This is a genomic window from Phormidium sp. CCY1219 (assembly GCF_055795085.1).
Window position 1 is genome coordinate 30,755 of the sequence record NZ_JAYFEQ010000394.1, and the last position, 22,564, is coordinate 53,318.

The window sequence follows — 22,564 nt, forward strand, 5'->3', positions numbered from 1 at the left end:
CGGACTTAGCCTGCCCAGGCGCGATCGCAATCCCCCTGCCCAGGCGCTCAATCCCCCTGCCCAGGCAATATTCTTAGTCCGCGAAGGCGGACTTAGCCTGGTTCGGCGCGATTTCAATCGCCCTGGTTCGGCGCGATCGCAATCCCCCTGCCAAGGCGCAATCCCCCTGGTTCGGCGCGATCGCGATCGCCCTGGTTCGGCGCGATCGCGATCGCCCATTCAACCCATACACCTACCCATTTACCCATGCAAATTCACATCAAAACATTCACGGTTCACAAGCGATTCGCCCTCACCATCAGTCGCGGTACCACAGCTCAAACCAGCAATGTTTGGCTGAAGGTAGAACACGAAGGCATAGGGGGATGGGGAGAGGCGTCCCCATTTTCCGTGGGGGGGACGCCGCAAACCACCGAGGCCCTGGTGGCGGCGTTGCAGCAAGTCGCCCCAGAATTGCAGAAATTCAGTCCCCTCGATCGCGGCAAAATTGAAGAAGTCTTGACAAAATCCACAAACTCTGATACATTTCCTTCGGCGGCGCGAGCGGCGATTGATGTAGCGCTGCACGATTGGATGGGGAAAAAAGCCGGACTGCCATTGTGGCAAATTTGGGGACTCGATCGCGGCAAAATTGTCCCCACATCTGTTACCATCGGCATCAGTTCTCCAGAAGCGGCCAGAGCGCGGGTGCGACATTGGTTTAACCAGGAAAATGGGGCAGGGGCAGACCATTCGACCACTGGGTGCGCCGTGAAGGTGAAGCTGGGCAGTCCCCAAGGCATCGAGGCGGACAAAGCCATGTTTTTAGCCGTCCAGCAGGAGGCACCGTCGGCGGCGTTTAGCGTGGATGCCAATGGCGGGTGGTCGTTGTCAGATGCGATCGCCATGTGCCACTGGTTGGCGGATCGGGGTGTAAAATATGTGGAACAACCCCTGCCGGTGGCCGCACATGAGGCGCTTTCTCCACTAACGGCGGAGTCGCCTCTACCGATTTTCGTGGATGAAAGTTGCTTTACCAGCGCTGACATTCGCCAATTGGCGGACCGGGTGCAGGGGATTAATATCAAACTGATGAAGTGTGGGGGGTTAACGGAAGCAATGCGAATGATTCACGCCGCCAAAGCGTGGGGTTTGCAGGTGATGTTTGGCTGTTATTCGGACAGTGCTCTGGCGAATACGGCTATGTCTCACCTCTCACCCCTGGCGGATTATTTGGATTTAGACAGTCATCTTAATTTGAGGGACGATCCCTTTACGGGGGCTACCTTACACCAGGGTCGTTTGCTTCCCAACGAATTACCGGGTTTAGGAGTAAAATATCATGCGTCTGACAACAGCTAATCATCGAGTGGCCATTCTCCTGCATGAAGGCATTCTCGGCCCTGGGGGAAAAACGGGTTTGACCCTGTTGCGCTACAGTGAGGCAACCATCGTGGCGGCGATCGATCGCGAATGTGCGGGGCGATCGCTTCCGGAACTCACCGGCATCCCCCGCGATGTACCCATTGTGGATTCCGTGGCAGCAGCTTTCCCTTACCAGCCCAATGTGCTAGCGATCGGCATTGCCCCTCCGGGAGGCGCGCTGCCGGCAGCCTGGTTTCGGGAAATCCAAATGGCGATCGCCGAGGGATTATCGATTGTGAACGGCTTGCATACCTCCTTGGGCGATCGAACCGAATTCCGCGAACGCTTGCGTGAGGACCAGTGGATTTGGGATATCCGCCAAGAACCGGTGGGCTTGAAAATCGCCAGTGCGGAAGCGCGCCAGCTTTCTTGTCTGCGGGTGTTGGCGGTGGGAACCGATATGGCGGTAGGCAAAATGTCTACCTGTCTGGAACTGAATCGCGCCGCCCAAGCGCGCGGGTTGCGATCGAAGTTTTTGGCTACCGGTCAAGCGGGTTTGGCGATCGCCGGGGATGGAGTGGCATTGGATGCGGTGCGGGTGGATTTTGCCGCCGGTGCAGTGGAACATATCGTCACCCGCTTCGGCAGCGATCGCGATATCGTATTTGTGGAGGGGCAAGGGTCCTTACTTCACCCCGGATCTACGGCTACTCTGCCCTTGCTGCGCGGCGCGCAACCCACTCACTTGGTTTTGGTGCATCGCGCCGGACAAACTCATATTCGCAAACACTCTCACGTCCCGATTCCCCCGTTACCGGCCGTCATCGATTTATACGAACGGGTGGCCGATGCGGCAGGGGCTTTGCATCCGGCTAAGGTGGCCGCGATCGCCCTCAATACTCGGCACTTGAACGACTCGGATGCCCGGGATGCGATCGCCCAAGTGGAAGCGGAAACCCATTTGCCCTGCACCGATCCGGTGCGCTTCGGCCCTGACTCGCTCTTGGATGCGATCGTGTCAACCTAGCTATTGTTATCGCACTTTCGGCAGATTCACCCCTGCCGAAATTTTCCTCTTTTTTCGCTTATTCTAGCACAATATCTTGCAGTGCGATCGCATTTCGAGCCGCATATCCCGCCTCATCATTATCGAAATAACAGTACACCTCTTTTCCCTGTTTCGTCCAGTTCGCAAACTCTTCCGCCCACTGACACAAGCTGTTGGTATCGTACTCGCCTCGATACGCCCCATCTGGCCCATGCAAGCGCAAATAGACAAAATCTGCCGTCACTGTTTTCGGCGATCGCTCTCCTGCGAGTTCGTAAATGCAAAATGCCATCCCGCACTCGGATAACAGGGTATAAACTTCTTCATTAAACCAACTGCGATCGCGAAACTCAAACCCATAGCGGTACTGCTGCGGCAACCTCTCGATAAAATTTCTCAGCCGTTCTCCATTATAATGCCAGTGGGGCGGCAATTGGAACAAAATCACCCCCAATTTTTCCTCGATAACCTGCACCCGATCCATAAATTTTTCCAGGGTTTGTTCCGGATCCTTCAGGTTTTTTTGGTGCGTAATATATCGACTGCCTTTGACAGCAAACACAAATTCCTTCGGCACCGTATCCCGCCATTCCCGTAACGTTTCCGGCGACGGAAGCTTGTAAAACGAGTTATTAATTTCCACCGTGGGCAATCGGTCGGCATAAAAATTCAGCCAATCTCTCTTCGCAATATCTTCCGGATAAAAAGCCGATCGCCAATGGGCGTAATGCCAACCCGAGGTGCCGATATGGATGCGGTTTGATTTGCTCGTCATGGTATTGCCAGAAGTAGATAATCCCGTTTGAACTCGTTCCCCACATGTGAGCTGGAAACCAGCCTCATTGTTAAACTCCTTTCAACTCGTTCCCAGGCGACCGCCTGGGAACCAGAGTATATCAAGCACACTCGTTCCCCGCATGTGAGCTGGAAGGGTCATTACGCCCCATATTTTCGCAGTCTTTTCGCATTCGCCAAGCTTAACCCCATCAAATGGGTGGCGGGTCGCAATCCGATGGAACCGCGCAAGCAGGCATATTCATCAAAGCGCTCTACCTCATCGATGCGCGCGTATTTCCCCGCAATCAACACCGGAACCGGATGCCAGCTATGGGCCGACATTAACGAGGGAGTAGAATGATCCGCACTCACCACTAGCACATCGGGATTTAATGCCGTCACCCGAGGGAGCAAACTATCCACTTCTTCGATAACCTTCACTTTCCCCTCAAAGTTGCCATCTTCTCCCTCGCTGTCGGAATGCTTCACATGCAGGAAATAGAAATTATAATCCTCGCCATAGTTAGCTTCTAGGGCTTGAAATCGTTCTTTCATGCCCCCGGGTTTCGGCACCACATCCATGCCAATCAACCGACTGACACCGCGATACATGGGATAATCCGCCACGCACAAGCCGGTCAGGTTAAACCGCTCTTTCAGGGAAGGCAGGGGTTTGTACTGCTCGAATCCGCGCATTAAAATGCCGTTGGCGGGATGTTCGTCGGCGAGGATTTGCTTCACCTGTTCCACCAGCGATCGCACCAACTCCGCCGTTTTTTGAGCATCTTCCGACTTGGGTTCCGGATCGCGCGGCGCTTTGCCGGTGGTTTGCGGGTCGGTATCGTTCAAATTGCCGCTAATGCCGGCACCGCGCAGGACGAAAACCGCCCGATGTTCGCTCACAGTCTGGAAAAAGAATTCTCCCTCAAAATCGAGCTTCACCTTGTCTTGGATTTTATCGCACAAACGGCGATTTAGGTCGGTTTCGATTCTTCCCGCCCTGCGATCGCTCACCTTGCCACTGTCATCCAGGGTAGCAAAGTTAACCCGCGCCGCCACGTCGTTTTCTTGCAGCTCGAAATCAATGCCCAGGGCCGAAAGTACCCCTCTGCCTACATTATATTTCAACGGGTCGTAGCCGAACAGAGCTAAGTGCCCCGGACCGCTACCAGGAGTAATCCCCGGACCGACCAATTCTAACAACCCGCAGCTCGATCGCGTCGCCAATTCGTCCAGGTTGGGCGTGCGAGCAATTTGCAGTTCCGTTCCCCCTTTCTCGGGGTCTGGCAATCCCGCACCGCCATCTACAATTAAATAGATAATTTTGCCCCCGCTTTCCCAAGCAAGTTTTTCCCAAACTGTGGTAATATCCATTGTTATCTCCGCTATTTATTGGCTGTCTATTTCGCGTCGTTACCTCGGAAATCGCAGTGGCGCTTCTCCAGCAAAAGCGCCACACCACACCGAATATTTATTGCTGGTTTTCCATTTTTGCCACCCGCTTTTTGATTTGCACCACGCTATCGGGATTGAGAGAAATCGAGTCAATTCCCGTTTCGACTAAAAAGGCGGCGAAGTCGGGATAGTCGCTGGGCGCTTGTCCGCAAATGCCCACTTTGCGATCGCCTTCGTGGGCGCTGTGAATCAATCGGCGAATTGCCCGCTTCACCGCTTCATTTCGTTCGTCAAACAATTCCGCCAGTTCTTCCGAATCGCGATCGACCCCCAACACTAATTGGGTCAAATCGTTACTACCAATCGAAAATCCGTCAAAGCGTTCGCAGAATTCCGGGGCGAGTTCGATATTGGCAGGAATTTCCGCCATCACGTACACCTGCAAGCCATTTTCTCCACGCTTCAGGTCGTTTTCTGCCATCACGTCTAGCACGCGATCGGCTTCTTTTAAGGTACGACAAAACGGAATCATAATAATCACATTGCTCAACCCGATCGCCTCGCGCACTCGTTTCAAAGCGCGACATTCCAAACTAAAGCCTTCCCGGTAGCGATCGCTGTAATAGCGCGACGCCCCGCGAAATCCCAGCATCGGGTTCGATTCCGTCGGTTCAAAATTCCGCCCGCCAATTAAATCCGCATATTCATTGCTTTTAAAATCGCTCATCCGCACGATAACCGGATTCGGATATTGTGCCGCCGCAATTTTCCCGATTCCTCGGGCTAAATTATCTACAAAATACTCGGTTTTGTCTGAATAAGCGCGGGTTAAGCGCTCGATTTCCTTCCGATCCGATTCATCCTCCACTTTATCGAAATGAAGCAGCGCCATCGGATGAATTTTAATGATATTATTGACGATAAATTCCATCCGCGCCAAGCCGATGCCTTCGCAGGGCAATCGCCACCTGCGAAAAGCAGCTCCAGGAGAGGCGATATTCATCATAATTTGAGTTTGGGTCTTGGGAATATCTTCCAGGTTGACTTCGTTAGCTTCGTATTCTAAAATTCCCTGGTAAATATATCCCCGATCGCCTTCAGCGCAGGAGAGGGTAATTTCCTGTCCGTCTTCTAATTCGTCCGTGGCATTTCCAGTGCCAACAATGGCGGGAATTCCTAACTCGCGACTGACGATCGCCGCGTGGCAAGTTCGTCCCCCGCGATCGGTGATAATTCCCTCGGCTTGTTTCATAATCGGCACCCAATCCGGGTCGGTCATTCCCGTAACTAAAATGCTGCCGGCTTCAAATTTATTGATGTCTTCGGCACTTTTCACCCGCGACACTTTCGCCGCCGCGATCGCATCACCAATGCTGACGCCTTCGAGAATTTTTTCCCCTTTTTCTTTCAGACTGTAGGTTTTTAAAGTAGCGGCTTCTTTTTGCGATTGTACGGTTTCAGGTCGGGCTTGCACGATAAACAGTTCCCCGGTTTCTCCGTCTTTCGCCCACTCCATATCCATCGGGCGCTGGTAATGGGCTTCAATGGCACTGCCCCAACGTCCTAATTGCAAAATCTCTTCATCTTCTAACACGAAAGATTGCCGTTCGGCTGCCGAAGTTTCTATATTTTCCGTGGTCTGGCTTTTGCCTTTGGCATACACCATTTTTTTCTGTTTTTCGCCCAAAGTTTTATCGACAATCGGCTTTAGTTTTTGGTCTTCCAGCAAGGGTTTAAATACGCGATATTCATCTGGCGTTACTGACCCTTGCACCACGTTTTCACCCAATCCCCACGCACCATTAATCAGCACTACATCGGGAAAACCACTTTCCGTATCGATGGAAAACATCACGCCGGCACTGCTTTTGTCCGATCGCACCATTTTTTGCACCCCCACGGAGAGGGCAACTTTCATGTGGTCGAAGTCTTGTTCTTCCCGATAGCTAATTGCGCGATCGGTGAACAAAGAGGCGTAGCATTTGCGGCATGCTTCTAACACTTCTTCCGCACCGGTGACATTGAGAAAGGTTTCTTGCTGTCCCGCAAAACTGGCTTCGGGCAAGTCTTCTGCAGTGGCGCTACTTCGCGCGGCGATATCCACCTCTTCTTTTTGATAGCGATCGCTCATTTGCCCATAGGATTCGCGAATGGCGCTGGCTATCTTGTCGGGAAAGCGCGCGTCGAGAAACAGTCTGCGAATCGATTTTCCGGCTTTCTCTAGCGGAATTTTTCCCTGTTTTAGCTCCTCGAGATGAGACTTAATTTTATCGTCGAGTTCATTGGCTTTTAAAAATTCCCGATACGCTTGGGCGGTAGTCGCGAAGCCATCGGGCACCCGAATCCCTTCTTCTTTCAAGGCGCTAATCATTTCCCCGAGAGAGGCATTTTTTCCGCCCACGATTGCCGTATCATCGGAACCCAAGCTGTCAAACCAGCGAATGTAATTATTCTCTGCCATACCGATTTTCTCCTAAAATTTACTGTTTGCCGTTCTGAATTAAAAAGATGCTTACTGACCGATTTCTGGATAATTGACCCCAAGCTTTCAATAAAAAAGCAGGAACGGTTCGGAAAGTTTTTCCGGTTGAAACCGTCGATAGTTTCCCCAAATCCGCCCCTACTCATTGCTGTTCCTAACCCCATTGCGAAGAATTTATCCGGTAGCAATAGGATGTTTTTACACCGCTTGCAGCTCCTTGGTTTCTTTCACCATGCGAACCGCTTCTTTCACCATTTGGCTGGAATATCCCCATTCGTTATCGTACCAGCTCATAACTTTTACTAAGTCGCCGTCGATGACTTGGGTCATGGTCAGATCTACAATGGATCCGTAGGGTTGTTGGATGATATCCGAGGACACCAGTTCTTCTTCCGAAGCAGCTAAAATTCCTTGATATTTATCGGTTTGTGCTTCTTCCTTGAAAATGTTGTTAATTTCTTCCACGCTGGTGGCTTTTTCGGTGACGAAGGTAATATCGGTAATCGAACCCACCGCAACGGGAGTCCGCACCGCAACCCCGTCAAATTTGTCTTGATACTGGGTCAGCACTTTGGCGGTGGCTTTTGCCGCACCGGTACTGGTGGGCACTAAGTTCGCCGCCCCCGCCCGTCCGCGCCGCATTTTCTTGCTCGGCCCATCCACGATCGCCTGGGTGGAAGTATAAGCGTGAATCGTGGTCATAATCGCTTTTTTGACGCCAATTCGCCGATCCATCACTTCCGCTACCGGGGTGACGCAGTTGGTGGTGCAACTGGCACAGGAGATAATTTTCTCATCTTCGCCCGGTTTGTTGACCCCGTGGACGATGGTGGGAACCCCGTTTTTCTTGATGGGTGCAGAGAGGATAACGCGCTTGGCTCCCGCTTGTAGGTGTTTTTCCAGCCCCTCGCGATTGGTGAAAATCCCGGTACATTCAAACACGATATCCACTCCCATATCCCCCCACGGCAGTTGTGCCGGATCTTTTTCGCTCGAGACGGGATATTCTTTGCCGTTAACGATTAATGACTTGCTGGTACTTTCTACTTCTTTGTCATATCGCCCGTAAACCGTATCGTATTTGAGTAAGTAAGCCAGATTATCTGGGGGCACTAAATCATTTATGGCAACCACTTCTAAATCTGGATTGTCAATGGCAATCTTCAACGTGGCGCGGCCAATTCTTCCCAATCCATTAATTGCCACCTTTGCCATGATTTTTCTCCTTTATGTAGATATTTTTTTCAAGTTTTCCCGGGAAAGAGTGATGCTCTATCGAGGGCGATCGCTTTATTCCTGCATCACAGGAGTGTCTTTCAAATACTTTCAGTTTAAAACTCCTCTAGATGGGTTTCATCTACCTAAAGAGGTATCCGGCGAGGGAGATCTCTTTTTCCGAGAATTCCATGCACAATTCCCCGGGGAAAATCCTGTCGATGGCGCGGAAACTCCCGAATTGCCTCGTTTTGGCGGCTTTTTGCCAGCGCCTAACTCTCCTGTTGCCTAGATTACACTGGCACCTAGAAAATTGGTTCGGCGTTTTTTAGCAGACTCTCGTGATTGCTGCCGGCGATCGATTGGCTGTAACGTTTTACCGTTTAGCTTGCTACGGTTGACCTCGGTAAATATCTCTATCTACAGAGAGATCCACAATCGGGCTGATGAGGAATAAACTATCTGAGTAAGCTCGGATAAAAACAATTAGCTTTTGGCAAGACTTAAGCGGTGGGGAACGTTCACCGAGCGCGTCTGGAATACCGCTGCATTCTATTGGGTCGAATTTTATCGCCTCAATCGATGGTTTATCTTGCTAAAAGAAGCGATTAATTTTAAGGAGGAAAATATGACTGACGTCAAACAAGGCGGAAGAATTACCGGCGTAGAAGATAAGGATTACGATTTGGTTAGCGCACTGTATCACACCCTCGAAGGTGCCGCGACCTATGAAATGTATGCCAATGACGCCGAACAAGCTGGCGATCGCGAATTGGTCGATTTCTTTCACGAAATCAAAGACCAGAATTGCAAGTATGCCGCCCGGGCGAAAAAATTGCTCGCGGCTCGCATGGGATAATTGTTGCCGAGCTGAGTGGGGGCGATCGCACCCTCCGTGCCGATCCCACGCCAGCTCTCCACCGTAAAACCAGATTTGATTTCCCGATTGCAAAATCATTTCAATTTTCTGGTTGAGTTGCCGTCAAAAAACGGCAACTTATTGGCATCTTATCGGCAATTTTCTCCGCGCTACTCGGGAGTGGCTGTAATTCCATATACCAAAACCCGGAGGCGCAACGTCAAACTACCGACGGATGAAAACTTGTTAAATATTACCCTACAGAAAGATATTGTTTGTCTCGTTTTTAAGATATCTTTTAAAATAGATACTGTCAGCTAAATATTTTTTACCACCGAATCGGTTTAACGGCTCGGTAATTTATTCCTGAATGGGGAATAAGACTGCTTTATCCCAGCAGTTCATTATCGCCTGCAATTGAAACCATGCTGTTCTAACCACTCATTATCAAGAGGTCAATACCATGCAAAAATCAGACAATTATCCACAGTTTAACCGAGCCACCGTGACGCAACGTTGGGAGAGCAATAACCAGATTGAGATCTCCCCCTCTGCTTCTCCGATGCCGGAAACTTCCTTTCCCAGTGGCGAAATTTTATTAGTGCCGATTTCGTTTGCTACCGTGGTTTGGATGTTGCTGTTTGCCATGCACTTTAATCTGTGGAAATCAGTTAGAAATCGCATGGGTTCGCTACAGAAAACTCGCCATCAATTGCCCTGTACGAACTGTCAGTATTTTAAAAATAATCCTTATCTTAAATGTGCCGTGCATCCCGATCGCGTGTTAAAATCAGAGGCAACGAATTGTCCCGATTACTGGGCTTACGAAAGTTCCGATACCAAATAAGCGGTTTTTCCCAAGTCATCCGGTGACGCGGCACAATTTGCCCACATCAACCTATAGCGTTTCTCATACCATTTTTCTTTAACAACGAAACAGTTAACTCGTTCCCAGGCTTTAACTCGTTCCCAGGCTCCCGCCTGGGAACGCATATCCCGAGGCTCCGCCTCCCCCACCAAATGTGCCTCATAGAAACCCTATCCCACCGCGCTTTACCGCCCCAGATATTCGGGCGTTCTGTTCCCATTTAGGGAAGGAGTGAAGGAGAAAATGTCTCTCGGGAAAGAGGTTTTTTGCCCGCTTTTTTGCTTTCATAGAGATGAATGACAATCTACGATGAGGAATATTTTATGAGAGTCTTTGTTTGGGTCAGTTTGGCATTTGCAATTGTCGGCGCGATCGCCCTGCTGCTGCAGCCGGCAATCGACATTCATTAATCTCCCTACAACCCGATCGCGATCGTCGCTTTTGCCCCCAAATCCCCTCGGTTTGGGGGGTCGCAGTTTTGCGTTGGTGGGGAATTCCCCACTCTATCCCTGCCAGTCTGTCCCGGAAATCTGCGATACCATGCAACCAACTACCCCACTGAGGACGCACCCCTATGCTGGAATGGATTACCAATATTATTACCGAATTAGGCTATATCGGAATTGCCTTTCTGATGTTTGTAGAAAACATTTTTCCGCCAATTCCTTCTGAACTGATTATGCCCCTCGCCGGCTTTACCGTCACCCAGGGAAAACTGGATTTTGGCGCGGTATTTGTGGCGGGAATTATCGGCTCGGTGGCGGGAGCATTTCCCTGGTATTATGCCGGAAAGCACTTTAGCGAAAGGCGCTTGAAACGATTGGCAAACAAGTACGGGAAATGGCTGGCTCTCTCGGCGGAAGATATCGATCGCGCTAAAGTTTGGTTCCGCAAACGCGGGAGTTTTGCCGTGTTTTTCGGTCGTCTCGTTCCCGGGGTTCGCACCTTGATTTCGGTTCCCGCCGGTCTGCATCGCATGAACTTGGTCAGCTTCATCATCTACTCGACTTTAGGCACCGCAATTTGGGTGGGTTTGTTGACCACCGCCGGCTATTTGCTCGGGGAAAATTATGGCCTGGTAGAACAGTTTATCAAACCGATTTCTCTCCTGGTAGCCATTGGTTTGCTAATTGCCGTCGTTTGGTGGATTTTTAAACGCAAAAAACAGGCCGACTAAGGGGGCGATCGCGTTTTCATCCCTCGCCATTTTATCCGCTCGTTGTCAGCAGTAGGGTGGGCAACTCGTTGCCCACCCTAGCCGTGAAATCCCTGGGAAGCCTCTCCCTCGGTTTTCTTTTCTGTGCGGACAATTGCCCATAAAAATAGCCCGCGTAGGCGGGGTTTGGAAGTGTAGCCCCACCCTTCAGAGTGCGGGGCTTTTTTATGGCAAAATTGCCGTGATTGTCAGTTTACCACCACTTGCGATCGCCATTTTCATCCATTCTGGCTTGGCGGATGACGTCGGAAATTTCTTCCGCATCTCGCACGTGGTGCAGGGCTTCTTTTTCCCCGCTTTCATCTTCCACGATGAAGTAGGTGGGAACGTGAATTTTATCGCCAGTAATGTCAGGGCTATTTACTGCCACCTGTTTCGCTTTTTCTTCGATGGTTTGGGCTTCATCGGAGATGCGATCGCCAGGATTGGAAGTGGAGAAGCGATTCATGGTTTGATTGTCAGCCATTATAAAACCTCTTTAATTTCTACGTTACATCCAGTTATATTTTCCCTGGACAGGGACTCTCGCCCGTTTTCTCTACCCACTGCCGATCGCACCGAATTGGGAATCGGCTGCATCGCGGGAGTTTGCCGGTGAGAGTTGTCCCCAGTGGCAATACTGTGTTGCCCTAGGATTTTATTATCGATTTGCCCAAAGAGTTGGGCGCGGCAGAAGCAACCTTCTCAGCCGCTTGTAATTTAATTATAGCACATTAATCCCGAAAATAAGAGACAATATTGAGTAAAAATGCCGATTTTTCCCTGTAATTCCGGGAATCTCTGCCAGGAGATAGAGCGAATGCAGCCTAGGGGCGTTCGGTTTCTATACCTTACTCGGTATAAGCAGCAGCGTCATCCTTCTGAGGCGGTATTTTTCGCTCCCCGGTTTTTGCAGCCCGGATTTTTCCGCCCCCTGCACTCCAGGGAACCATTGCACCAGGTGGGGCGCGCCACCACGCCCCCTGAAGCAGGGGTTTGCCCGGTGTGGGCCGACGCTGAAATTGCCCTCGTTGCCGGAGGGCGGGGCTTTACAACCGATCGGGGTTTAGTTGCTGAGGATTGAAGTGGGCAATCTTGGCGATTCGTTTTGCAGCGAGAGGATAAGACAGTCTGTCTTTGGGCAAACTTACCGTGCGTTCCGGGGGAACCCAATGCAATTGTTGCCGCAAATCCGGTTGCGGTGGGTTGGGTTTGGAATTGTTGGCAGCTTGGGGCAAACTGAAAGATGCAGTGCAGTTTGCCAAGAGCAGACAAAGGGTAAGGCTAAACAGCGCTCTGCATTTTTTCAGTTCTTGTTTTAACTCATCATTCATGGCTTAATATCCTCAACTGGTGCGATGAATTCAGAACCAATACCCCGGGGAGCCAGGGCGGGCGGTACGGGGATGAAGCCCCAGAGGATAGCCGATAACGGCGATCGCATTTCCGGTTTCGTTTTCCCCCGTCGTTGTATAACATTCTATCCTAAATTTTCTCTTTCATCCTCTTTCTCGAGTCGCAATTTGTCGGCACAGGAATCTGTAACAGAAGAAGGAGGGGCACCGGGGTTTGTGCCCTTGGCTTCCCCTCCCCGGAACCCACTGGGCACCGCCGGGAATTTTTGTGTTAGCCTCGTTTAAGGCAACAGTTGCTTTTGCCCCTCGCCAAAGGAGAAGGTTCGATGAGAAAAAACTGGATGCTTGGTTTTTTGGGATTTCTGGGACTCCAAGGCATTCCCGGCGTGCTGAACGGAGATTGGATGCAAGCTCTCTGGCTGGTTTGGTTTGTGTGGTTTACCTATTTTATTCCGCCTAAAAAAAACCACAACCATTAGCAGCACAACTCCCCAACCTTTCCAGGGTGCATCTATTTCTCTGCTCGGGCATTGACTCGCGTTTAAATTGTATTAGATTTTTGTCACGTTGCCCGATCGCCCCTCCCACTCTTTTTCCCAAACCCCGCCATCGAGAAAGGCGGCGCTTCCTCGCGCGGGTAGGTTGACTCGGCGATCGCTTTTTTCCAGACCCTCCCATCTCAGGAAAAAGATAAACTCCCGTACAATGCCGGCGATCGCTTGTCAACATCGGCAGGGGGGAAATTCTACCAATTCAATCGGGAAAATGTCCGAACCGCGAGGCGCGATCGCCCCTCAGCCCTGGCACAATCCATTCCCGGCATCACCCACCCGACGAAAGCCACAAACGGTAGGGTTTCAGGCGAAAAGGAAGCGCCATCATTTTCCACAGCTACCCATTACCGGAAAATCGGAGATCCAAAGCCCCACGGATCCAACACCGACATTTTGCCCATGCCCGATTCTATTGTACCCGAAATCCAGCCCCTTGCGCCCAGAAGCAATCCCGGAGCGATCGCCTTCCAGACTTGCCCGCCAAGCTATCCCGAACCGATTGAGCGCCCCCACCCGCATTTCCCAAGCCATTTAAAATAGAACAGAGAACCTGGGGAGGGATGGCGGACCCTTGCGCCAACAGTCCCCGAGTTTCCCGAATCAGGGGTGGTAACGAGTGAATTTATTTGTAGCCGTAGAAAGGATCGAAATATGAAAATCAGCAATTTGCTTCCATCCACCCGAACCTCCCACCGGGGGGCAATATCTCGGGGTCTCGCCCGCCGACCCCGCTTGTTGGCTATCTTCGCCCTGGTGGCGATCGCCACGTTTGGCTGTGGCTCCCCCTCGGTAGACTCTCCCCCCGCCCAGCAACAGCCCCTTTCCACCCCCCCGGTGGAAGACGATCGCGGCACTTCCACCCCGCAAACCTCCGAGGACACCGCCTACACTTCCGTATTGCCCAACACTAACGAACAAGGAGACTTTATCGGCAAATCCAACCACCTGTACTGGGAAGTGGTGGATCCGGACCCCCAGGGATTAAACTGTCGCATGGGCAATTCCCCCCTGAGCCAAATTTGGGATCCGCGAACCGGGGCGCTGGAAATCGGCAGTTTCCCGGTGAAAGGCACCTTGCAACAAAACCAAACCTTTGAAGCTAAACTCACTCCCGGCGGCTTTGTCATCACCTTCGATTCCAACAACAATCCTTGGATTTTTGTGGAAAGCTCTGCGGGAGAAAACAGCGTCAGCAATTGCTTCGTGAGAGCGAACGAACAATATGTAAAACCCGTTTCCCCCGCCGCTAGCTAACCGCAAGTGAGACCGCTCGTTTCCCCACCGCACCTGGGAACGAGCGCCCCCGCAACCGCGCCACCTAACTCGGATCTACAATCGACCCCATAAACAATATCGTCCCAGTTTGATTGTCCCGAATCGCACAGAAAAACGGGCGATCGGCCACAAAGGAAAACGGCGGATCCACCGGCGCACTGGTGGCCACCACCCCCACAGAAGTCACCGCCGCCGCCTCGGTTCCTTCTTCATTCACTTCCACAAAGGTCTTATGTTTCACTTCAGAAATATGGGCATTTTCCATGAGCGTCATCTGCGAAAAATCCGCCATTCCGGGGTCGAACGCTACCTCCATTCCCATCTGTTTCAATACCTCATTTAAGCTGGTTTCATATTCCAACTGAAACCGAGGTAATTTCACCGTCCCCGGTCGAAACTGAAACCGACTCATCCAATCCTCCCATTGTTCTTGGCTCAAATTTTGATAAAAATTGGCCAAGTTACTCTCGGTGTTGGGCAAGAAAACGTACAGGCTCAATCGCCCATCGCCATAAGGAATACTCACCCCCTGCATCTGGTCGGTTTCCAAATAGCGATATTCCCCGGTTTGCGACATCAGCGGATGCGGTTTTGTACTGCCATCGAGTAAGGTAAATGGCTGTTCTTCCGTTGCTTCTGGCGCAAAGGGTTCGGACCAACTGCCTTTAAAATAAATGGCATTAATCAAATACAGAATCGCTTGCGGGGGGATTTCATCCAAAATCGCATTGATTTTATCGTTCGTCTGCTGCTGCACCCAAGCGTTAATTTCATCCACCGCCTGCGGTTCGCTGAAATCAAGTTGCGTCAATTTCGCGTCATAGGATTCGTTGATTCGCTGCAGGAAAGCGGGCAGGAAAGAAGCTTCTTTGTTCAACCAGAGAGAATTGGCAAGGGTGAGCTTGACTTCTTCATCGGCATTTTCCAAAGCAGCTTTCAGGGCGGCGTTGCTTTGGTTCAGTTCTTCTACAGAAATGCCCTGCACTGCCAACACTTGCGCGATCGCATCTTGGGTTTCCCCATAAGCCCCATTATAGGTCATGGAGAGCGCCGTGGTAATGCTCGCCGGGGAAATGAAAATATTCTGTTGTTCCTGGCGATCGCTCAGTTGGGAAAACAGCTTAAAGGCAAATTCGGTATATGCCTCGGTCACGCGATCGCTCATCTCTGCTGAATTACTAGCCACGTCGGATGGTTGAATCATTTTTTCTGAATTGGTAGCCGGATTCTGCCCTAAATTATTATTACAAGACATCAAGCTGACTAAACCTACCGATATCGCGCTAGTCAACAGATGCTTTGCCAAAACCACAAAAATTTTTCTCGTCATAACTGTTAATGGTACAAGACTACCAATACACTCCACAATTAGCTTCGTTAGTTAGTCGGGGACTAAAGTCCCCTCCTTATAGCTTAAGTCGGTTAAAAACCGACTCATAGCAAATCCCCCAGAAATCCGCTTTTAGTTAGTCGGGGACTAAAGTCCCCTCCTTATAGCTTAAGTCGGTTAAAAACCGACTCATAGCAAATCCCCCAGTCTCGGTTTGAAATTAGCCCGCGTAGGAGCAGCTTTGTCCGCATTTAGCCCTACCCTTCTAGGTTGCGGGTATTTTTAATCCGAAATCCGCTTTTAGTCGTCTTTAGACGACTTCAGCTATCAGCCAGGGACTTTAGTCCCTCGCGACTTCATTCCGCCAAAAATCGCCAATTCAAACAGCTTGAAAAAGCAATCCACATTCACAAAGCCGATAGTTCTGAGCCACTCGCACTGGGTCTCCATCGGTGCTAAAATATTAGCAGCTTTATCCGGGCGGTGATAGTATTCCTGAGCCAGTTCTTCCCGGGACTTTTGGCTGCCTTTGCTTTGATGAAACCGATAAATAGAATCGAGAAAAAACTCGTCATGCAGGTTTTCAATCCATTGGTTGGGAGAAGAAACATGCTCCAAATTCAGAAAAATTCCTCCCGGCGTCAGGAGTTCGTAAATTTTACCATAAATTACCCGTTTTATCTCATCCGATTGGTGATGAATCGCGAAACCAGAGACGATCGCATCAAACGGCCCTTGCGGGGCAATTGCTTCCGCCCAGTGGGGTTGAGCAAAATCGGCTATGATAAACTCTACATTCGGATGCTGGGGGCTGAGTTTGGATTTTGCCGCCTCAATCATCGGTTCGGAAAAATCGAGAAACACGCCCTTTGCTTGGGGATATTCCGCTAACAGCGATCGGCCTAAAATTCCATCGCCACAGCCTAAATCAAGAAAATTTCGCACCGGAGATGATGCCAAACCAACAATTTTTAGCATCACCTGAATTTGCTCGTCAGCCAAGGGAACGGCCCCGCGAACTCCTTCTAAAAACCTAGTGGAAAGGTCTTGTTTTTTCCAAACTTTATCCGTTGTTGTCATGGTTTTTTTTCGCTTAATGTAATGACCGTTACTTCCGGCGGGCAAGAGAATCGTCCGGGGAAATAAGTACCCAATCCGCGACTCACGTAAAGTTGGTTATTGCCCACGGTATGAAACCCTTGATGCCAGTGCCAATTATCCACGATTCGGTAACAATTGGACATATAGGGAATCCAAGGACGCAACCATTGCGGAATGCGGCGGCGAATGCCTTTTAAGCGCGCCGGAAGCGGACCGATTTGGGGTAAAATAATCTGCCCGCCGTGGGTGTGACCGGACATTTGCAAATCCACGCGCCATTGCCGCAAATATGCTGCGGTATCCGGATTGTGGGATAATACAATACGCGGGATATTGGGATCGATAGGCATCAGCACTGGGGCGGCTTTAAATTCGCCAGATTGGATTTCTGCCATGCCCACCAGGGCCAAACCCGAACCGAAAGGATAGGCTACTTCGTTCCACAAAACGCGAATCTCGGCGCGATTTAAAGCGGCGATAATTTCTGATTTGGAATGGGGACGTTTCAGGTCGTGGTTGCCTAAAATAGCATAAATCCCGGCGCGATTTTGCAGGTGCTTGAGACGCAGGGATAGTTGATGAATGGGGTCGGGATTGGTGGTTACGTAGTCGCCGGTGAGAACCACTAAATCGGGGTCGGCTTCGTTGCTAGCGGCGATCGCTTCTTCGAGCAGTTGTTCGGACAGTCCCCATCCTTCATAATGAAAATCAGTTAACTGCACGATTTTCGTGCCCGATAAGTGGGGTGGCAAATCGGCGATCGCCACCGTCACTCGTTCCACGCGCAACTCGCCAGTGAATACCCTATGCATACTTTTTTTCTATCGCTAACCCAGGGCAAATTCCAGCATAGCAAATTAAGCGCAGGTTGTCGGGGTCAGCACCAGGATTTTAGCTGCCGATTCTGCCTTATTTTTTCTGGAAATAAAATCACCAAACCGGCGATCGCCTCCCTTGCATTCCCCGATTTTGCCCCGAACCCCACCCCGAAGGGTGAGGAGAAGCTTTTGCGCGCCCCCTACGCCGGCACTTTCATTCCGCGCTGTACCGCTTCCCGTTGCTGCACCATTTCCATCCAGCGCTTCAGGTGCGGGTGGTCATCCAGACTCATTTTCATAAACTTGTAAGCGGCGATCCAGGGAAAAGTTGCCACATCGGCGATCGTATAGTCTTTCCCGCAGATGTATTCATTTTCCGCTAGTTGGTCATTTAATACCCCATACAATCGGATAGTTTCTTTTTCATACCGCTCGATCGCCGGGGGAATTTTTTCATCCGCAAACAGTTTAAAATAATCCAGCTGACCGAACATCGGGCCGACACTCGCCATCTGAAACATCAACCACTCGATTACTCGAAACCGCTCTTTCGGTTCTAGAGGCAGCAATTTGGCCGTTTTTTCCGCCAAATACATCAGAATTGCCCCGGATTCAAACACGGTAATGTCGGTTTCGCGATCGATAATTGCTGGGATCTTGCTATTCGGATTGATTTTTTTGTATTCCGGCGTATGTTGCTCCCCCTTGGTAATGTCGATTTTGTGGACATTATAAGGCAAACCGAGTTCTTCCAACATGATAGACGCCTTGCGTCCGTTGGGCGTGGTAAAGGTGTAAAGCTCAATCATGGTTTGAGACTCCAGACTACGCGGTTAGTTTAACTCGCCTGCGGGTCAAATGGCTTGTGTAACCGGGGTAATTTATGTCTCTAGATAGAGTCATCCTCGGGTTTTTGTAATCAAGGAGGGGCGGGTTCAATGAAAAACTCGCCCCTCCCACCCTCAGAAGATGTTGGCTATTAGTTTATTCCCTCACTAACTGAGCAAAGCGCTTTAAAATGCTCAGAACTGCATACAGGTCGTTCTCTCGTTCCAGATAGAATCGATAAGACTGACTGTATTTTGCACCCTCTTGTTGAGCCAGTTTTAAAAACTGAAATTCACTCCCATTCGTGACAAATCCCAACGCTGGTTGTTCCGAATTGGGATTGCCCAGCATATAGGCGAGGGCTTGCGGAATACCTGCTTCTAGGGAATATTGTGCTTTTTTTGCCTCGATCGCCAAAATCCAAATTTGAGGGGTAAAAACCAGCAGATCCAGCCTTCCCGAGACCAAGGTTCCATTATCCTGAGACACGATTCTGACTTCTTTCTCTCCCGTGAGGTAAAACGGCGGACGATAAAACCCCGCCAGTCGCAGCAAGGGGGAAAGCACAACCAGTTTGACAATCGGTTCGAGAATCGGGTATTTGGACAAGTGCAAATATTCGGCTTTGAGTTCGTCTAAAGACTGCTTTTCGGCATCGGTAAGTTCTGGGAGATCCGTTTGCCACTCTAAGAAAAAGTCGGAATCGTCACTGCGTTCGAGACCAAATTTTTGCTCTAAGTCGAGCAGGTTAATATTTTGGGCTTGAATCGTTTCTATCATTGTTGTATTCTCCATTTATTAGTCAATTATAACATTGTATTTTTCCGCAGTAAAGGAAAATTGGGGTAATAATTTAAAGTTCAATTTCATTGATTTAGGTTGATAATAGATGAATCGGAAACCCCCTCACCCATTTAATCGTTCCCGAAACCTTTCCTGATTTTCTATTGGCAGGCGATCGCCCTTTAAGTCGAGTGCCGATCGCCGCTTTTTTCAAAAGCATATCAACCGGATTTCATCGGAGGGGCAACCCTGAAGGCGGGTGGTGGGATGCCGTGGGAAATAACCAGGCGCGGAGTGCTGGCAATCGGGGAAGTTAATGTTTTTAGAGGCATGATAGAATTTGTGGGAACAAACCTGTTGCCGGCCCTGCAGGTTTTTGGATAAACCGAGGACTGGGTGGGTGCCCTGGTGGCAGTGGGGGAGGATTTGAATGCATGGGGCAATGGGGCGAATTATGCTAAAAATGGCGACGACAATTTCGATGGGGGCGATGGTGTTCAATCAATCGGGCATTTCCAGGGGAAACGCGGGGGTGGATGCACCGCTTCTGTGCTGGGGGGGATAATAATTGGATTGTAGCGCCAATGGAGGGGCGATCGCCGACAATCTCGCCGCAAATGTGGTGTAACTCCCACGGGGTTTTACCCCTCACCCAGATGCAAGAGAAGCCAATTAGATCTAAGATAAATTGAGAGCAGGGGATTGATCGAGAGAACCGCTCGATTTTCAGATTAAGAAAATCTGTAAAATCGCGATCGGGGGGTGACTTTCGGCTTTAATCATAAATAGCCGAGGCTCATTTCCTGAGTTTTGCCCGTACCCCCTTTCGTTCCCGAGAACCCGCACACTGTCTGGAGGCAGAGATGACCAATTTACATTTACTCAATGAAGTCGTTCAAGAGCTAGAGCAAGACCGAAACCTGACGCGGATCAAAAAGCTGATGATTTGTGTTTGTCAGGGGACTTGGGAAAACAATGCCGAGAAAATTCAAGCGTTGAATTTGCGCGATTTAGTGTTGGAAGTTTGCGAAACGACCGTCACTTCTCAAAATCTAAAATCAGTCTTAAATGGGATTGTTTCTAAAATTAATAAACCGCAACAATATGCCATAATTGCCAACAAAATTTTTCAAAATGTGAGCAAACTCTATCCCGAATTTCAAGAAGAAGCCACCGAACCGGATCGGACGAATAACTATTATGACGCCAAAACCTTAGTGGTTTCTCCCTCAGAAGAAAACAGCAATCCCACCACGGATTTTCAAACCGAAGTGGGTGGGTTGTCCCAAAAACCGATTCCCCTCGACCAAATCTTTGACCTGCGGCTCAAAGTGATGCAGCATACCAGTCCCCTGCGCGCCAAACTGGTTATATTTTCCGCCATCGATCGCCTGTTTGATTTTAACAGCGATGAAGACTGGGGTCAGATCAAAAAAATTTCCCTGGACGAACTCTTACAAAACCTCTGTTCGGTGTGCAAAACTGCAGAAGATTTAGAATCTTTGCTTTATCATACCGCCAAACAACTTCCAGAACCCGACGAACAGATTCAAGCGGCGAGTGTGGTCATTCAACATATGAGTGCTTTCTATCGGGAACCAGAACAGGAAACGGAAGTGGGAGAACCGCCCAATGGAGCGGTGCCAAACCGAGGAGAAATAGCAGATAAAATGTATGCCGATCGCCCTCCCGAAACTGTAGAAAATTGGAAGTTAGAGGCGTTAGACAACTCTGGGGATATTGGCACCGACGAGACGGAAGTGGGAGACTCACTAGATGAAGATAACAGCGAGATATTTGCTGAAGTATCGGGAAGCGCGCCGCCGGTTTCGGAAAGGAAAAACAGCGATCGCGCCTCGGGCAAATTTTCCTTAAGCGCCCTGAGTTTGCACGATCCGCTCAAACAAAAACAGGAACTCGAAGAAATTGTCAGCGATCGGGTCAGAGGGCGAGTCAGGGAAGTGGTGAGCTTTATCGAAACGCAACTAAACCAATTAGAAATCGATTTAGACGAGGAACTCAACGGGCAAGAAATAGAGGAGATGCTCTCCCTCAAATACGACGCCTTGGGGGATTTTGTGATTCAACTGAAAGACACCAGCTCTCAATTTCTCGAACTGCTGAGTCGCTTGGAAGAAGCAGAACGAAATCGCCTGATTCATGGCGAAAAAGACTAGCACTGCGAATCCCATTTGCTGATAAAATAAAAATGCCTAAAGCGCGCGATCGCCCCTCGCTCAACCTCCGGAGAACTCGCCCAAGCACTCCCCGCGAGTCTGCGCCAGGGGAATCGCCGCCCACCACTATCTCGAACCACCGTGCAATCAACAGGGAGATCGAATGAATACCGAAGAACTGCTGCAGCGATATACAGACGGAGAAACCGACTTTAACGGAGCCAACCTCTGGGGGGCAGATTTGCGGGGAGCGGATTTAATCGGAGCAAAACTGCGCGGCGCGGACCTGCATGGCGCAGATTTGATTCTCGCCTATCTAAGTCGGGTGAACTTAAGTGCGGCGTATCTCGTGAGTACCAAACTCAGTGGAGCCAACCTGAATCAAGCCAACCTGAGTGGGGCAAATCTCAGCGATGCAGACCTTCATGGTGCCACGTTACAAGGGGCGGACCTGCGCCGCGCTAACATTACCTTGGCTAACTTGCAAGATGCAAATCTGAGCAATGCGGACTTGCGGAGTACCAACATGAGTGGCGCGTCTTTGCGCGGCGCTTGTCTGCGGGGAGCCAACCTGCGCCAGGAACGGCGGATATACAGTCCCGCCAACCTGCGCGGGGCGGACCTGCGCGGGGCGGACCTGCGCGGGGTGAACCTCAGCGGTGCGGATCTGACCCGGGCGAATTTAACCGGGGCGAATCTCACAGAAACCAACCTGCGCGGCGCGACTCTCTCCCAAGCGAAAATGAGTGAGGCGATTCTCGATCGCGCCTTTCTCAGCGAAGCGAATTTAAACCAAGTAGACCTGCGCGATGCGCGGATGATCAATGCCAAACTCGAACGCGCCCAAGTAACCGAAGCGGACCTCAGTGGCGTGAAGCTGACCCTGGCGATCGCCGCCGATGCGAAACTGGGCAAAACCAACCTCCAGGGCGCGGATCTCAGTAAAGCTACCTTCAACCGCGCCGATTTCAGTCGCGCTAACCTCTCCTCAACTTTGCTGATCGAGACGGAATTATGCGATGTTTACCTAGCCCGCACCAATCTGATGAATGCGGATTTAACCGGCGCGAACTTGATGCGATCGGAAATGAGCAGCGCGAATCTCGCCGGGGCGATATTTAAAGACACCACGATGCCCAATGGCGACATCCAAAACTAAC

General features: G+C 50.5%; 23 protein-coding genes. 10 read left to right on the forward strand and 13 right to left on the reverse strand.

Annotated features, from left to right (window positions below):
• Positions 1 to 113 precede the first annotated feature (113 nt).
• Positions 114 to 248, reverse strand: a complete 135-nt coding sequence (locus AC0QH1_RS07900) for a hypothetical protein (RefSeq protein WP_324630485.1) — start codon at positions 246 to 248, stop codon at positions 114 to 116.
• Between AC0QH1_RS07900 and AC0QH1_RS07905 the strand changes: the two genes are divergently transcribed.
• On the forward strand, positions 247 to 1,341 hold the full coding sequence (locus AC0QH1_RS07905) for a dipeptide epimerase (protein WP_324630486.1): 1,095 nt from the start codon (positions 247 to 249) through the stop codon (positions 1,339 to 1,341). The two genes, AC0QH1_RS07900 and AC0QH1_RS07905, sit on opposite strands and share 2 nt — an antisense overlap.
• Positions 1,322 to 2,371 carry an N-acetyltransferase DgcN family protein gene (locus tag AC0QH1_RS07910; protein ID WP_324630487.1) on the forward strand — a complete coding sequence of 350 codons (1,050 nt, stop codon included), beginning with the start codon at positions 1,322 to 1,324 and terminating at the stop codon, positions 2,369 to 2,371. The genes AC0QH1_RS07905 and AC0QH1_RS07910 overlap by 20 nt, the downstream gene beginning before the upstream one ends.
• A 58-nt stretch (positions 2,372 to 2,429) precedes the next feature.
• On the opposite strand, the gene AC0QH1_RS07915 is transcribed toward AC0QH1_RS07910, so the two are convergent.
• The 4 genes from AC0QH1_RS07915 to gap form a co-directional block, all read right to left on the reverse strand.
• Positions 2,430 to 3,167: a DUF72 domain-containing protein gene (locus AC0QH1_RS07915; protein ID WP_324630488.1), complete on the reverse strand. Its 738-nt coding sequence runs from the start codon at positions 3,165 to 3,167 to the stop codon at positions 2,430 to 2,432.
• 161 nt (positions 3,168 to 3,328) lie between these two features.
• Positions 3,329 to 4,543 (reverse strand): 2,3-bisphosphoglycerate-independent phosphoglycerate mutase, encoded by a 1,215-nt coding sequence (locus AC0QH1_RS07920; protein WP_324630489.1) that lies wholly within the window; start codon positions 4,541 to 4,543, stop codon positions 3,329 to 3,331.
• Between the two features lie 97 nt (positions 4,544 to 4,640).
• The gene (ppsA, locus tag AC0QH1_RS07925) at positions 4,641 to 7,025 is read right to left on the reverse strand and encodes a phosphoenolpyruvate synthase (protein ID WP_324630490.1); all 2,385 of its coding nucleotides are present in this window, start codon (positions 7,023 to 7,025) and stop codon (positions 4,641 to 4,643) included.
• Between the two features lie 219 nt (positions 7,026 to 7,244).
• Positions 7,245 to 8,261 (reverse strand): type I glyceraldehyde-3-phosphate dehydrogenase, encoded by a 1,017-nt coding sequence (gene gap / locus AC0QH1_RS07930; RefSeq protein WP_324630492.1) that lies wholly within the window; start codon positions 8,259 to 8,261, stop codon positions 7,245 to 7,247.
• 493 nt (positions 8,262 to 8,754) lie between these two features.
• Between gap and AC0QH1_RS07935 the strand changes: the two genes are divergently transcribed.
• The 3 genes from AC0QH1_RS07935 (at position 8,755) to AC0QH1_RS07945 (ending at position 11,165) form a co-directional block, all read left to right on the forward strand.
• Positions 8,755 to 9,120, forward strand: coding sequence for a hypothetical protein (locus AC0QH1_RS07935; RefSeq protein WP_324630493.1), 366 nt, complete (start codon positions 8,755 to 8,757; stop codon positions 9,118 to 9,120).
• Positions 9,121 to 9,583: 463 nt separating this feature from the next.
• Positions 9,584 to 9,967: a hypothetical protein gene (locus AC0QH1_RS07940; protein WP_324630494.1), complete on the forward strand. Its 384-nt coding sequence runs from the start codon at positions 9,584 to 9,586 to the stop codon at positions 9,965 to 9,967.
• A gap of 595 nt (positions 9,968 to 10,562) precedes the next feature.
• Positions 10,563 to 11,165 carry a DedA family protein gene (locus AC0QH1_RS07945; RefSeq protein ID WP_324630495.1) on the forward strand — a complete coding sequence of 201 codons (603 nt, stop codon included), beginning with the start codon at positions 10,563 to 10,565 and terminating at the stop codon, positions 11,163 to 11,165.
• Positions 11,166 to 11,397: 232 nt separating this feature from the next.
• Here the strand turns inward: AC0QH1_RS07945 and AC0QH1_RS07950 are convergent, their stop codons facing one another.
• Positions 11,398 to 11,670 carry a hypothetical protein gene (locus tag AC0QH1_RS07950; RefSeq protein ID WP_324630496.1) on the reverse strand — a complete coding sequence of 91 codons (273 nt, stop codon included), beginning with the start codon at positions 11,668 to 11,670 and terminating at the stop codon, positions 11,398 to 11,400.
• A 562-nt stretch (positions 11,671 to 12,232) separates the two neighbouring features.
• Positions 12,233 to 12,517: a hypothetical protein gene (locus tag AC0QH1_RS07955; RefSeq protein WP_324630497.1), complete on the reverse strand. Its 285-nt coding sequence runs from the start codon at positions 12,515 to 12,517 to the stop codon at positions 12,233 to 12,235.
• 347 nt (positions 12,518 to 12,864) lie between these two features.
• On the opposite strand from AC0QH1_RS07955, the gene AC0QH1_RS07960 reads away from it, so the two are divergent.
• The 3 genes from AC0QH1_RS07960 to AC0QH1_RS07970 all read left to right on the forward strand — a co-directional run bounded on the left by AC0QH1_RS07960 (position 12,865) and on the right by AC0QH1_RS07970 (position 14,346).
• A complete protein-coding gene (locus tag AC0QH1_RS07960) occupies positions 12,865 to 13,017 on the forward strand; it encodes a DUF3796 domain-containing protein (protein ID WP_324630498.1) in 153 nt (50 codons plus the stop codon).
• A gap of 286 nt (positions 13,018 to 13,303) precedes the next feature.
• A complete protein-coding gene (locus AC0QH1_RS07965; protein WP_324630499.1) occupies positions 13,304 to 13,627 on the forward strand; it encodes a hypothetical protein in 324 nt (107 codons plus the stop codon).
• A 116-nt stretch (positions 13,628 to 13,743) separates the two neighbouring features.
• Positions 13,744 to 14,346 (forward strand): hypothetical protein, encoded by a 603-nt coding sequence (locus AC0QH1_RS07970; RefSeq protein ID WP_324630500.1) that lies wholly within the window; start codon positions 13,744 to 13,746, stop codon positions 14,344 to 14,346.
• 64 nt (positions 14,347 to 14,410) lie between these two features.
• Here the strand turns inward: AC0QH1_RS07970 and AC0QH1_RS07975 are convergent, their stop codons facing one another.
• From AC0QH1_RS07975 to AC0QH1_RS08000, 6 genes are all read right to left on the reverse strand, one after another.
• Positions 14,411 to 15,697 (reverse strand): serpin family protein, encoded by a 1,287-nt coding sequence (locus AC0QH1_RS07975; protein WP_324630501.1) that lies wholly within the window; start codon positions 15,695 to 15,697, stop codon positions 14,411 to 14,413.
• Between the two features lie 327 nt (positions 15,698 to 16,024).
• Entirely contained in the window at positions 16,025 to 16,777 is a 753-nt protein-coding gene (locus tag AC0QH1_RS07980) for a class I SAM-dependent methyltransferase (RefSeq protein WP_324630502.1), read from the reverse strand.
• Positions 16,774 to 17,610: a metallophosphoesterase gene (locus AC0QH1_RS07985; protein ID WP_324630503.1), complete on the reverse strand. Its 837-nt coding sequence runs from the start codon at positions 17,608 to 17,610 to the stop codon at positions 16,774 to 16,776. The genes AC0QH1_RS07980 and AC0QH1_RS07985 overlap by 4 nt, the downstream gene beginning before the upstream one ends.
• Before the next feature lie 206 nt (positions 17,611 to 17,816).
• Positions 17,817 to 18,425 (reverse strand): glutathione S-transferase family protein, encoded by a 609-nt coding sequence (locus tag AC0QH1_RS07990; protein WP_324630504.1) that lies wholly within the window; start codon positions 18,423 to 18,425, stop codon positions 17,817 to 17,819.
• Positions 18,426 to 18,600: 175 nt separating this feature from the next.
• The gene (locus tag AC0QH1_RS07995; protein WP_324630505.1) at positions 18,601 to 19,224 is read right to left on the reverse strand and encodes a type I restriction enzyme HsdR N-terminal domain-containing protein; all 624 of its coding nucleotides are present in this window, start codon (positions 19,222 to 19,224) and stop codon (positions 18,601 to 18,603) included.
• A 500-nt stretch (positions 19,225 to 19,724) separates the two neighbouring features.
• Entirely contained in the window at positions 19,725 to 19,862 is a 138-nt protein-coding gene (locus AC0QH1_RS08000) for a hypothetical protein (protein ID WP_324630507.1), read from the reverse strand.
• A 228-nt stretch (positions 19,863 to 20,090) separates the two neighbouring features.
• Here AC0QH1_RS08000 and AC0QH1_RS08005 point away from each other — a divergent pair, with 228 nt between their 5' ends.
• A complete protein-coding gene (locus tag AC0QH1_RS08005; RefSeq protein WP_324630508.1) occupies positions 20,091 to 21,404 on the forward strand; it encodes a hypothetical protein in 1,314 nt (437 codons plus the stop codon).
• 163 nt (positions 21,405 to 21,567) lie between these two features.
• On the forward strand, positions 21,568 to 22,563 hold the full coding sequence (locus AC0QH1_RS08010; RefSeq protein WP_324630509.1) for a pentapeptide repeat-containing protein: 996 nt from the start codon (positions 21,568 to 21,570) through the stop codon (positions 22,561 to 22,563).
• Position 22,564 lies beyond the last annotated feature (1 nt).